This is a genomic window from Pseudomonas sp. 14P_5.3_Bac1 (assembly GCF_025466135.1).
Lineage (GTDB): Bacteria > Pseudomonadota > Gammaproteobacteria > Pseudomonadales > Pseudomonadaceae > Aquipseudomonas.
On sequence record NZ_JANLOF010000028.1, the window covers coordinates 26,673 to 38,080 of the forward strand.

An 11,408-nucleotide genomic window follows, 5' to 3' on the forward strand; every position below is an offset into this window, starting at 1 on the left:
TTTACCTACTGATACACATTCTGACGAGGCCTTGTGCCAGCCCTGGAAACGCCCCACAGCGCCCCTGGCCTTTTCGAATATGCAGTGGCGCCGAGTCCTAGATGGCCGTCGCGCCACCGTCCACCGCCAACGCCTGGCCCGTGGTGAACGCGGCACCGTCGCTGCACAGGTACAGCACCGCACTGGCGATTTCCTCGACTTTGCCGATGCGCCCGACCGGGTGCATGGCGGCGGCAAACTCAGCCTTGCGCGGGTCGGCTTCATAGGCACGCCGGAACATGTCGGTGTCGATCACCGCAGGGCACACCGCATTCACGCGGACTTTCTTTTTCGCGTACTCGATGGCCGCCGATTTGGTCAGGCCGATCACGGCATGTTTGGACGCCGCATAAATGCTCATCTTCGGCGCTGCCCCCAACCCCGCCACCGAAGCGGTGTTGACGATCGCTCCGCCGCCTTGGGCCAGCAGCAGCGGCAATTGGTGTTTCATGCACAGCCACACGCCCTTGACGTTAACGCCCATGATCGCGTCGAACTCATCCAGGCTGCCGTCGGCCAGCTTGCCCTTCTCGATCTCGATCCCGGCATTGTTGAAGGCGTAGTCCAGCCGACCATAGGCGGCGACAGTCTGCGCCATCAACTGCTGCACATCGGCTTCCAGCGTGACGTTGCAGCGCACAAACAACGCCTCGCCGCCCGCCTGTTGAATCAGCGCAACGGTGCTCTCGCCGCCCGCCACGTCCAGGTCGGCAACCACCACTTTCAAGCCTTCGGCGGCAAATGCCAGCGCGGTGGCGCGGCCAATACCGGCGGCGGCGCCGGTGACCAGGGCGACCTGGCCGGAAAACGTCATGCTCATGGGGATGTCCTGTGGGGAAAATAGCCGTGGGCCGAGTCTAGCCAACCGCAGGACGGGCGCGTCAGCACTATCAGAAGGCCGGTTGGCTGTGTATGAATCGCAGTGATAAGGCCACCAGCCTCACTATCAACCAGGCCTATCGGCGGGCATTCGCGCCTCTCGCGCAACCTTGCTCTCAGGCCGTTAGAGGTCTATCACTTGGGGTTCATTTCTAAAGAGTCCTTTGCCATGACTGCCCAGACCAACCGCCAGTTCCTGCTCGCCAAACGCCCGGTCGGCGCGGCGACACGGGAGACCTTCACCTACCAGGAAGTGCCGGTGGGCACGCCAGGGGATGGGCAAGTGCTGGTGCACAACGAATACCTGTCCCTGGACCCGGCCATGCGTGGCTGGATGAACGAGGGCAAGTCCTACATTCCGCCCGTCGGCATTGGTGAAGTGATGCGCGCGCTGGGCGTGGGCAAGGTGATTGCGTCGAACAACCCGAAATTTGCAGTGGGTGACTACGTCAACGGCGCGCTGGGCGTGCAGGATTACTTCCTCGGCGAGCCGCGCGGCTTCTACAAGGTGGACCCCAAACTCGCGCCGCTGCCGCGCTACCTGTCCGCCCTCGGCATGACGGGCATGACCGCCTACTTCGCCCTGCTCGACACGGGCGCGCCCAAGGCCGGCGAAACCGTGGTGATCTCCGGCGCCGCCGGGGCGGTGGGCAGCATTGCCGGGCAAATTGCCAAGATCAAAGGCTGCCGCGTGGTCGGCATCGCCGGCGGCGCCGACAAGTGCAAATTCCTCGTGGATGAATTGGGCTTCGACGCAGCCATCGACTACAAAAGCGAAGACGTGCCAGCCGCCCTCAAGCGCGAATGCCCTAAAGGCGTGGACGTGTATTTCGATAACGTCGGCGGCGACATCCTCGACGCCGTACTCAGCCGCCTCGCGTTAAAGGCGCGGGTGGTGATTTGCGGTGCCATCAGCCAGTACAACAATAAAGAAGCCGTGAAAGGCCCGGCCAACTACTTGTCGTTGCTGGTCAACCGCGCGCGGATGGAAGGCTTTGTGGTGATGGACCATGCCGCGAACTTTGCCGCGGCCGGGCAGGAGATGGCCGGCTGGATGGCGCAGGGCAAGCTCAAGAGCAAGGAGGATATTGTCGAGGGGCTGGAGACGTTCCCGGAAACGCTGATGAAGCTGTTCAACGGCGAGAACTTCGGGAAGTTGGTGCTGAAAGTCAGCTGACCACTGTGGATCGAAATGTGGGAGCGGGCTTGCTCGCGAATACGGTGTATCAGACACACATCCGGTGACTGACACTCCGCTTTCGCGAGCAAGCCCGCTCCCACATTTTAGCTCAGCGATATTCAGGCGATTTCGGCGACCACTGCCGCCAAGGCTTTCGCCGGGTCCGCCGCCTGGCTGATCGGGCGACCGATCACCAGGTAGTCCGAACCCGCATCCAGTGCCTGACGCGGCGTCAGAATGCGCCGCTGGTCATCCTGGGCACTGCCCGCCGGGCGAATGCCTGGAGTGACCAGTTGCAGCGACGGGTGAGCGGTCTTCAAGGCCTGGGCTTCCAGCGCCGAGCACACCAGACCATCAAGACCTGCCTTCTGCGCCAGCGCCGCCAAGCGCAATACCTGCTCCTGAGGCTCGATATCCAGGCCGATGCCGGCCAGGTCCTCGCGCTCCATGCTGGTCAGCACGGTCACACCAATGAGCAGCGGTTTCGGGCCGCTGCGCTGTTCCAGCACTTCACGGCAGGCCGTCATCATGCGCAGGCCGCCGGAGCAGTGCACATTGACCATCCACACGCCCATTTCAGCCGCGGCCTTGACTGCCATGGCGGTGGTGTTGGGGATGTCATGGAATTTCAGGTCGAGGAACACTTCGAAGCCTTTGTCACGCAGGGTGCCGACAATTTCGGCGGCGCAACTGGTGAACAGTTCCTTGCCGACCTTGACCCGGCAAAGCTTGGGGTCCAACTGGTCAGCCAGCTTCAGTGCGGCGTCACGAGTGGGGTAATCCAGGGCGACGATGATAGGAGTCTGGCAGACGGACATTGGAATGGGCTCTCAGGCAAGTCGAAATCGGCGCGGATTGTAGCGCAAGCGGCGCCGTTGCGGGATCCGATGATCGGTAAAATACTGATCGAGCGCCCGTAACCCGGCATTTAGGGCAATTGTGTCAAGGCTGATACATTCACGACATGCCCTCAACACGCACCACGTCTAGCCTCGCGCACATGACCGCCCGTCCAGCACTTCCAGCCATGGAGCTGGGCGCCTATGCTGACAGCAACAACCCAGGCAGATGATCGCACTATGCATATCCCTACCGTCTCTGTAAACGAAGAGCAAAAAGGCGCGGTGATCGCCGAAGACAAGCGCTGGAACACCCGTGCGCTGATCGTCGATGACGATCTACCGATTCGTGAACTGCTGATCGACTACCTGGCGCGCTTCAATATTCTCGCCGTCGGCGTCACCGACGGCACCGCCATGCGCACGGCCATGCAAGCTGAAACCTTTGATGTGGTGGTGCTCGACCTGATGCTGCCGGGCGAAGACGGCCTGTCACTGTGCCGTTGGCTGCGCACCGAATCGGACATCCCGATCCTGATGCTCACCGCGCGCTGCGAACCCACCGACCGCATTATCGGCCTGGAACTGGGCGCCGATGACTACATGTCCAAACCCTTCGAACCGCGCGAGCTGGTGGCACGCATCCAGACCATCCTGCGCCGGGTACGCGATGACCGTACCGAGCAGCGCGCCAATATCCGTTTCGACAACTGGCGCCTCAACAGCGTACTGCGCCAATTGGTGGCCGACGACGGCCTCGTGGTGCCGCTGTCCAACGCCGAGTTTCGTCTGCTGTGGGTGTTTATCGAACGCCCGCGCCGCGTGCTGAGCCGTGAACAATTGCTCGATGCCGCGCGCGGCCGTTCCATCGAGGCGTTTGATCGCAGCATCGACTTGCTGGTCTCGCGCCTGCGCCAGAAGCTGGGCGATGACCCCAAGGCACCGCAGTTGATCAAGACTGTCCGCGGCGAAGGCTACCTGTTTGACGCGCGGGATATCGGCTGATGCGCGCCACCTTCAATACGCTGTTCGGCAGGCTGTTCGGCGTATTGCTGGTGGCCATTGTGCTGGCCCACGTGCTGGCGTTCTTTTGGTTTCACCACTATGGCTCGCCACCGCCGCCGCCTCAGGAAACCTTTGTCGAGCAGCCGGATGGAACGATGAAGCCGCTGCCCAAGCACCATCGCCCCTGGTTCGGTGGCCCGATGGTGCCACTGACGTTTCAGTTTATCTCGCTGATCATTGCCGCCTGGTATGGCGCCAAACTGCTGAGCCGGCCGATCCAGCGCCTGAGCGCAGCCGCCGAACGCTTGAGCCTCGACCTCGACAGCCCACCCCTCAATGAGTCCGGGCCTCGCGAGGCGCGCCAGGCTGCATCGACCTTCAACCTGATGCAAAAACGCATTCGCGAGCAAGTCAGCCAGCGTGCACGCATGCTCGGCGCCGTTTCTCACGACCTGCGCACCCCGCTGTCACGCCTCAAGCTGCGTCTGGAGCAGATCGAAGACACCAAGCTGCAAGGTCAGATGCGCCAGGACCTGGACGACATGATCGACATGCTCGACTCCACCCTGAGCTACTTGCACGAACAGCGCACCAGCGAAACCCGGCACTGGCTCGACGTGCAGGCGCTGGTCGAATCCCTCAGCGAAAACGCCCAGGACCAGGGCTCTGATGTGCAGTTCGCGGGCAATTGCGCGCCTTTGCAAGTGCAGCCGATGGCACTGCGCTCGTGCCTCAACAACCTGATCGACAATGCACTGCGTTATGCCGGTACGGCGCGGGTGGAACTGAGCGACAGCCGCGAAGCCTTGGTCATCCGTGTGATCGACCACGGGCCGGGGATTGCGGCGGATAAACGTGAGGCCGTATTCGAACCGTTCTTTCGCCTGGAAGGCTCACGCAACCGCAACTCCGGCGGCGTCGGCCTGGGCATGACGATTTCCAAGGAAGCGGTGGAACGCCTCGGCGGCAGCCTGAGCCTGGAGGAAACCCCAGGCGGCGGCCTGACCGCCGTGATGCGGTTGCCGAGGGCTTAAAGGGGTTTGTCTTCGCGACGCACTTGCGCCTGGGTCGCGCTCCAATCCGTCAGCAGGCTGTAGGCCACCGCCAGCAAGGTCGGGCCGATAAACAGACCGATAAAGCCAAAGGCGATCAACCCGCCAAACACGCCCAGCAGCACAATCACCAGCGGCAGGTTGCCGCCGCGGCTGATCAGGTACGGCTTGAGCACGTTGTCGACGCCGCTGATGATGAACGTGCCCCACACACCGAGAAACACCGCATAGGTGTAATCGCCCTTCCAGGCCAGCCAGGCCGTGGCCGGGATCCATACCAGCGGCGGCCCCATGGGGATCAGGCTGAGCAGGAAGGTGACGATGCCCAGCACCAACGCGCCCGGCACGCCGGCGATCAGGAAGCCGATCAGCGCCAGCAACGCCTGAGCGGCGGCGGTACCAATCACGCCGTTGACCACGCGTTGCACAGTACCGGCCACCAACTCGATGTAGTAACCGGCACGGTCGCCGATCAAGCGTTCCAGCAGGCGATGCACGAACGTCGCCAGGCGCGGCCCGTCGCGGTAGAAGAAAAACACGAACACCAGGCTCAGGGTCAATTCGAGAATACCGCCACCGATCTGCGCGCTGCGCGCCAGCAACCAGTTGCCGACCTGGCCCAGGTACGGCTTGATGCTGACCATCAATGCCGCGCCCTGCTGGTCGATGCTGTCCCAAGTGGCCACCAGGCGCTCACCGACCAATGGAATCGAACCCAGCCACGTCGGCGCGGCCGGCAGACCGTCAACCTGGATATCCTTGATCAGGCCCACGGCGTCGCGTACATGGTCGGCCAGGTTGAACCCCAGCCACACCAATGGCACCGCCACCAGCAGCATCCAGCCCAGGGTCAGAATGCCCGCCGCCAGGGATTCCCGGCCGCCCAGCCAGCGGGTCAGCAAACGCATCAGCGGCCAGCTGGCAAACGCCAGCACCGCGCCCCAGAACAGCGCCGACCAGAACGGCGCCATCACCCAGAAGCTGGCACCAAACAACACCAGCAGCAGGATTTGCACCAGTAGGCGATCGTTATTGAGCATCGGGTATCTCGAGAATAAGGCTGTAGGAAGAGAGCTTAGGCGAACGGCGCGGGTCCGTTCGCCCTGTTGCGGGTCAGCGTATCAGATGCAGGTGCAAACCCTTAGCGTCACCGCTGCCGGTTTCCATGCGCGCGGCGCGTACGCCGCTGTCAATCAGGCCCTGGCGCCAGGCTTCGGCGGTCGGCCCGGTCAAGCTGACGCGCAAGGTGGCGTCGAGGTTCAAGCCACGGGAAATCAGGGTCAGCCAGGTGGCGTCAGGTTCGGCGCCCAACACCGGGAAGTCCAGTTCGCCGGTGCTTTTCAACTCACGCAGCAAGGTGGCCGAGGTGGGCAGCAAGTCCCCCAGCGGCGCGCTGGCGTCGAGCTGTTCAACATGCAGATAGGCGCGACGGTTGCCGCGCGTGATGCCGTACAGCGCTACCAGGGAATTGTCCTGCGGCGCCGCCAGACGCAGCAGCAGGTATTCCTGCTGCCCATCGGCGCCGACCAGTTTGGCGTTGCCGAACACTTCGTTGGCCCACAGGCTGCTTTCGCCGCAATCGCGAGCCTGGCACCAGAACAACAGCTGCGCGCCCTTGGCCTGCAACGCTTCGCGCGTCGCGGTAAACGCGGCACTGGAAGTGTGCTCGGCGGGCAGCTCATAGGTGATGGCGGTGGTCTGGCCACGCGCTGTGGCTTGGCCTTCGTAACGCAGTTGGCCGCTGATCTTGCGGATCGCGCCCATCGGGTAGATGCGTTCCTTTTCTTCGGCGGGGCGGTAATCGACGATTTGCGCATCGGTCTGACGGGCCACGGCCGGTAAATCCTGGCTTCCCGGCAGGTCGGCGGCGAACACCAAGGGGCTGAAACAGCACAGCCCGAGGGCACGGATACATCCTTTGCGCAGGCTCATCGGATCGGTGAGCCCTGGCCATTAGAGGTCGCAGCAGTGTTCATAGCGTTCATGGTTGACTCCCTTTCAATCCGCCCAGCCTCGGCAGTTGCCCGCGTCAAGTCAAGGCGCGTGGAAGAACCGATTGAAACAGTCTGCAACAAGCAGCGCGCCGGGCTCATCATTAAGGTGTAAATGATGGCCGCCGGGCAGCGTGTTCACCGTAAAAGGTAGCTGAGAAAGCAATTCTGGATGTTTCGCCAGCATGCCGTCAGCCGCGACCACCAGCTGTGTAGGGCAACCCACGCGCCGCACGAAAGCCATCGCCTGCTCATCGGTCAGGCGCATCGGCGAGGCGAGCGTCAGGCGGCTGTCCGTACGCCAGGTGTAACCGCCCGGCACCGGCATCAAACCGCGCTGAGCCAACAGCTCGGCGGCTTCGCGACTGACCGCCACCACGCCTTTCATGCGTGCTTCCACGGCGCGATCCAGCGAGGTGTAGACCGGTTTGCGCTTGTCCTGCAGGTTCAGTTGCGCCTGCAGCGCCATGCCCAGCCGCTCGGCGGCGCTCTCGCCCGCGGCGGTGGGCGGGACCACGCCGTCGATCAACCCCAGGTGCGTGACTCGCTCCGGCAAGGCACCGGCCAACACCAGCGAGACGATGGCGCCGAGGGAGTGGCCAAGTAATGCAAAACGTTTCCAGCCCAGCTGGTCGGCAACTTGCAACACATCAAAGACGTAATCCCACAGGGCATAACCGGCGCCAGCAGGACGGTGCGCCGAATGCCCATGACCGGCCATGTCCAACGCGACGATACGCAAACCGTGCAGCTTCGGCGCCAGCCGCGCAAAGCTGTTGGCGTTGTCGAGCCAGCCATGCAGGGCGATCACCGGCAAACCGTCTTCGGGACCAAACAGATGCGCCGCCAACTCGATGTGCGGCAGGCTCAGGCGGACTTCTTCGACGGGCGTGCTCATGCGCAACTGCGCTCGCGGGCTGCCCAGCGGGAAAACAGGTTCTTGATCAAGGTCGCGGTGTCCTGCGGGCGTTCGAGGGGGAACATATGGCCGCCGGGCATGGTGAGCATTTCGCCCATCGGCAGGCGGTCGACGCCGCTGGCATGGTGACGCATCACCACGCGGCTTTGACGGCCGCGCACCACCGCCAACGGCACCTTCAACTGACGAACCTGGCCAGGGCTGGTGTGAGGCACGCCGCGGTAGATGCTGATTTCAGTGGCCGGATCAAAGCGCAGGCGCAGGCGATCGCCCACCTGTTGCAAGCCGTGTTGCAGGTACGCGTCAAAGCATTCCGGATCGAACCCGCGAAACAGCGTCTTGCCGGCAAAGTAGCTGCGCGCGGCCTCCAGATCGGCAAATTCTTCACGGCGGCCCAGCGTACGCCCGGCCGGGGTCAGACGGTCGATAAAGCCGAAACGCTTGGCGGCACGGATCACCCAGCGGTCAGCGCGGGTCAGCACCGGCGAATCGAGCATCACCACGCCGCGGTACAGCTGCGGACAGCGCATGGCCGCGTGCAAATGCAACACACCGCCCAGGGAATGGCCCACACCCCACACCGGTTCCGGCTGCAACTGCAGATGGTGGATCAATTCGTCCACCAGGTTCTGCCAGTTGTCGTCCACCGGAAACCTGGGGTCGTGACCGTGTTGCGGCAGGTGAGCCACGGCATATTCCGGGGCCAGGGCGGCAAACAACTTGCCGTAAGTGGCCGAAGGGAAGCCATTGGCGTGGGCAAAAAACACGTGCTGCGACATACCGGATCCATCTGCAAAAACAGAAGTTGATTGTCACCATGCCCGGCCGTTACAGCAATGACTGTAACCGCCAGGAATGATGACACTCACGCCACGCCTATCGCGCCGGCGGGTTCTCGCCCAGCGGTACCACGGCCATGGTCAGGCGCGACACGCAGCTGGCTTTGCCCTCATCGCTGGTCAAGCGAATGTCCCACACTTGAGTGGTACGGCCGATATGGATCGCCCGCGCCACCGCCGTGACCCGCCCGCTGCGCACACCGCGCAGGTGGTTGGCATTGACCTCAAGGCCCACGCAATAAAACTTGCTGGCATCGATGCACAGGTAAGCCGCCATGGAACCGACGCTTTCAGCCAGCACCACCGATGCACCGCCGTGCAGCAGACCGTAGGGTTGATGGGTGCGATGGTCGACCACCATGCTGGCGGTCAGGGACTCGTCGTCGAAGCTTTCGAAGCGGATGTCCAGCAGCTCACCAATGGTGTTTTTCTGGCTAGCGTTGAGTTGCTCGATATTTGGTTGGGTGCGCCACAAACTCATGAAGGTGTCCTTATTGGTTTTATTACGACCCTAATCCTGCCACACAATGGCTTCGTTGCGCGCGCTCCAAACTGCAAGCTCGGCACCGTAGGTCGACTCGATCACCGTGCGTTTGATTTTCAGGGTCGGCGTGAGAAAGCCGTTTTCCACCGCCCAACTGTCTTTCACCACCACCAGTTGGCGCAAGCGTTCGTGTTTATCCAGTGCCTGGTTGACCTGTTCCAGCCAGCGTTCGAGGCTGCTGCCCAGGGCGTTTCGGTCCTGAGGCCCCGCGGACAACACGCACAGGCCGATCGGCGCAGTCAGGCCATCGCCCACCACGCACACTTGCTCAATGCGTGCATGTTCGGCCAGGCGGTTTTCAATCGGTGCCGGGGCCACGTATTTGCCCTTGCTGGTCTTGAAGATTTCCTTGAGCCGCCCGGTCAGACGCAGGCGGCCGTCGGCGTCCTGTTCGCCCTTGTCGCCGGTACGCAGGAAGCCATCATCGGTCAGGGTCTCGGCGGTTTTCTGCGGGTCCTTGAAGTAGCCGAGCATGGTCGCGCCGCTGCGCACCTGCACTTCGCCCGATGCATCGATGCGCACTTCAACGCCAGGGCACGGCAGGCCGATCCAGCCGAGCGTCTGCTGGCCGGGGCGACACACATGGGAATAGCCGCAGCTTTCGGTCATGCCATACACCTCCAGCACATCCAGCCCCAGGCGCTGATACCAACGCAGCAACGCTTCGGGCACGGGCGCCGCCCCGGACAACGCAATGCGCAGGGCATCCAGGCCCAACCCCGCAAGGACCTTATGGCCGACGCGCTTGCCGATAAATGGCAGGCGCAGCAGGCTGTCGAGGCGCTTTTGCGGGATCTTGCTGTAGACGCCCATCTGGAACTTGGTCCAGATCCTCGGCACGCCGAACAGCGCCGTTGGCCGGGCCCGACGCAGATCCGCCAGAAAGGTATCGAGGCTCTCGGCGAAATACACGGTTTGCCCGGTGTAGATCGAGGCCAATTCCACGAACATGCGCTCGGCCACATGGCACAGCGGCAGGTAGGACAGCAACCGGTCGCCCTCCCCCAGGCCAAACAACTCGGTGCCACGGGTGGCGGCAAAACCCAAGGCGCCAAAGGTTTGCATCACGCCCTTGGGCAAGCCGGTGGTGCCGGAGGTGTAGACGATGGTGGCCAGGCTTGAGGCGCCAGGTTCAGGGTTGTCCTGGATCGGCGAGCAGGCTTGCAGGTCGGCCCAGCGGTAATCGAAGTCGCCGGCCGGGCACAGGGGCAGGCTGATGGTCGGCAGCCCGGCGGGGATGCCCGGCGCCATCGCAGGCCAGTCATCCAGCTTGCCGATCAATACCAGCGCCGCCTCGGAATGGGTCAGCACATGGGCAACGGAGTCGGCGGTGAGGTTGGGATACAACGGCACCGAGACGTGCCCGGCCATCCAGATCGCGAGGTCGGCGATGATCCAGTGCGCGCAGTTTTTTGAGATCAGCGCGATGTGCGAACCTTGCGGCAGCTCGCGGGCACGCAGCCAATGCGCGGCGCAACGGGCCTGGTGGCCGACCTCGCCCCAGGTGAGGGTCTGCACCTCGCCAGCGCCGATGGGTTGCACCAGAAAGGTTTTGCGCGGGTGTCGCGCTTCACGTTCGAAGAAGACCTGCAACGGCAAACGAAAAGCGACGGGCATGGGACGCGCTCCTTTGTGATCCGGCCATAGCCAACCAAGCACTTGCTTGGTTGACTGTATAGCACACACTGGGGGGCGATTTATCCTAGGAGCCTCTGGGGGTTACGCATGTTTTTTTGGGGGTTGTTACGGGGTTGCTGGGGGTATATCCGTTATTTAGGTGATGGCGGATATGGGTTCCGCCCTTACGGCGGGTCACTTTTGAAAAGAGCCCAAAAGTAACCAAAAGGCTCTTGCCCCACCACTCGGCACCTCGCTTAGGCTCGGTGTGCCCTCACGCAGGCTTTGGAGCGTGGTTTAACGGGGCGCCTAAGATCAAGATCAAAAGCAAAGCACGGCGGCCTGGTAGCCGACCTGAGTGGTTAGATCAAAAGCGGAAGCGAGGCGGCCTGACAGCCGACCTGATTTTGGAAGCTGAACTCAATCGAATGTGGGAGCTGGCTTGCCTGCGATGGCATCTACTGGGTGTCACTGATACACCGAGGTGTCTGCATCGCAGGCAAC

General features: G+C 62.8%; 11 protein-coding genes. 3 read left to right on the forward strand and 8 right to left on the reverse strand.

Annotation, left to right across the window (positions count from 1 at the left end):
• Positions 1 to 97 precede the first annotated feature (97 nt).
• Complete coding sequence (locus NTD89_RS07380) at positions 98 to 859, reverse strand: SDR family oxidoreductase (protein WP_262206902.1); 762 nt, start codon at positions 857 to 859, stop codon at positions 98 to 100.
• A 228-nt stretch (positions 860 to 1,087) separates the two neighbouring features.
• Between NTD89_RS07380 and NTD89_RS07385 the strand changes: the two genes are divergently transcribed.
• Entirely contained in the window at positions 1,088 to 2,095 is a 1,008-nt protein-coding gene (locus tag NTD89_RS07385) for an NADP-dependent oxidoreductase (protein ID WP_262206904.1), read from the forward strand.
• A 122-nt stretch (positions 2,096 to 2,217) separates the two neighbouring features.
• Here NTD89_RS07385 and pyrF read toward each other — a convergent pair whose 3' ends face one another.
• Positions 2,218 to 2,916 (reverse strand): orotidine-5'-phosphate decarboxylase, encoded by a 699-nt coding sequence (gene pyrF, locus NTD89_RS07390; protein WP_017734306.1) that lies wholly within the window; start codon positions 2,914 to 2,916, stop codon positions 2,218 to 2,220.
• A gap of 261 nt (positions 2,917 to 3,177) precedes the next feature.
• On the opposite strand from pyrF, the gene NTD89_RS07395 reads away from it, so the two are divergent.
• Both NTD89_RS07395 and NTD89_RS07400 read left to right on the forward strand, forming a co-directional pair.
• Positions 3,178 to 3,942 (forward strand): response regulator, encoded by a 765-nt coding sequence (locus tag NTD89_RS07395; protein ID WP_242195020.1) that lies wholly within the window; start codon positions 3,178 to 3,180, stop codon positions 3,940 to 3,942.
• A complete protein-coding gene (locus NTD89_RS07400; protein WP_145164942.1) occupies positions 3,942 to 4,976 on the forward strand; it encodes a sensor histidine kinase in 1,035 nt (344 codons plus the stop codon). The genes NTD89_RS07395 and NTD89_RS07400 overlap by 1 nt, the downstream gene beginning before the upstream one ends.
• On the opposite strand, the gene NTD89_RS07405 is transcribed toward NTD89_RS07400, so the two are convergent.
• The 6 genes from NTD89_RS07405 to NTD89_RS07430 all read right to left on the reverse strand — a co-directional run bounded on the left by NTD89_RS07405 (position 4,973) and on the right by NTD89_RS07430 (position 10,904).
• Positions 4,973 to 6,034: an AI-2E family transporter gene (locus NTD89_RS07405; protein ID WP_145164944.1), complete on the reverse strand. Its 1,062-nt coding sequence runs from the start codon at positions 6,032 to 6,034 to the stop codon at positions 4,973 to 4,975. The genes NTD89_RS07400 and NTD89_RS07405 overlap by 4 nt on opposite strands.
• 73 nt (positions 6,035 to 6,107) lie before the next feature.
• A complete protein-coding gene (locus NTD89_RS07410) occupies positions 6,108 to 6,926 on the reverse strand; it encodes a DUF4892 domain-containing protein (protein WP_262206908.1) in 819 nt (272 codons plus the stop codon).
• A 102-nt stretch (positions 6,927 to 7,028) separates the two neighbouring features.
• A complete protein-coding gene (locus tag NTD89_RS07415) occupies positions 7,029 to 7,883 on the reverse strand; it encodes an alpha/beta hydrolase (RefSeq protein ID WP_242193682.1) in 855 nt (284 codons plus the stop codon).
• Positions 7,880 to 8,683, reverse strand: coding sequence for an alpha/beta fold hydrolase (locus NTD89_RS07420; RefSeq protein WP_145164950.1), 804 nt, complete (start codon positions 8,681 to 8,683; stop codon positions 7,880 to 7,882). The genes NTD89_RS07415 and NTD89_RS07420 overlap by 4 nt, the downstream gene beginning before the upstream one ends.
• A 97-nt stretch (positions 8,684 to 8,780) precedes the next feature.
• A complete protein-coding gene (locus NTD89_RS07425; RefSeq protein ID WP_262206911.1) occupies positions 8,781 to 9,224 on the reverse strand; it encodes a hotdog fold thioesterase in 444 nt (147 codons plus the stop codon).
• Positions 9,225 to 9,254: 30 nt separating this feature from the next.
• Positions 9,255 to 10,904, reverse strand: a complete 1,650-nt coding sequence (locus NTD89_RS07430) for an AMP-binding protein (RefSeq protein WP_262206913.1) — start codon at positions 10,902 to 10,904, stop codon at positions 9,255 to 9,257.
• Between the last annotated feature and the right edge of the window lie 504 nt (positions 10,905 to 11,408).

Excerpts from the sequence above, each read along its gene's own strand:
- NTD89_RS07415 (WP_242193682.1), bottom strand. The coding sequence starts at position 7,883 with ATGAGCACGCCCGTCGAAGAAGTCCGCCTGAGCCTGCCGCACATCGAG.
- NTD89_RS07385 (WP_262206904.1), top strand. The coding sequence starts at position 1,088 with ATGACTGCCCAGACCAACCGCCAGTTCCTGCTCGCCAAACGCCCGGTC.
- NTD89_RS07430 (WP_262206913.1), bottom strand. The coding sequence starts at position 10,904 with ATGCCCGTCGCTTTTCGTTTGCCGTTGCAGGTCTTCTTCGAACGTGAA.
- NTD89_RS07420 (WP_145164950.1), bottom strand. The coding sequence starts at position 8,683 with ATGTCGCAGCACGTGTTTTTTGCCCACGCCAATGGCTTCCCTTCGGCC.
- NTD89_RS07405 (WP_145164944.1), bottom strand. The coding sequence starts at position 6,034 with ATGCTCAATAACGATCGCCTACTGGTGCAAATCCTGCTGCTGGTGTTG.
- NTD89_RS07400 (WP_145164942.1), top strand. The coding sequence starts at position 3,942 with ATGCGCGCCACCTTCAATACGCTGTTCGGCAGGCTGTTCGGCGTATTG.
- NTD89_RS07425 (WP_262206911.1), bottom strand. The coding sequence starts at position 9,224 with ATGAGTTTGTGGCGCACCCAACCAAATATCGAGCAACTCAACGCTAGC.
- NTD89_RS07380 (WP_262206902.1), bottom strand. The coding sequence starts at position 859 with ATGAGCATGACGTTTTCCGGCCAGGTCGCCCTGGTCACCGGCGCCGCC.
- pyrF (WP_017734306.1), bottom strand. The coding sequence starts at position 2,916 with ATGTCCGTCTGCCAGACTCCTATCATCGTCGCCCTGGATTACCCCACT.
- NTD89_RS07395 (WP_242195020.1), top strand. The coding sequence starts at position 3,178 with ATGCATATCCCTACCGTCTCTGTAAACGAAGAGCAAAAAGGCGCGGTG.
- NTD89_RS07410 (WP_262206908.1), bottom strand. The coding sequence starts at position 6,926 with ATGAGCCTGCGCAAAGGATGTATCCGTGCCCTCGGGCTGTGCTGTTTC.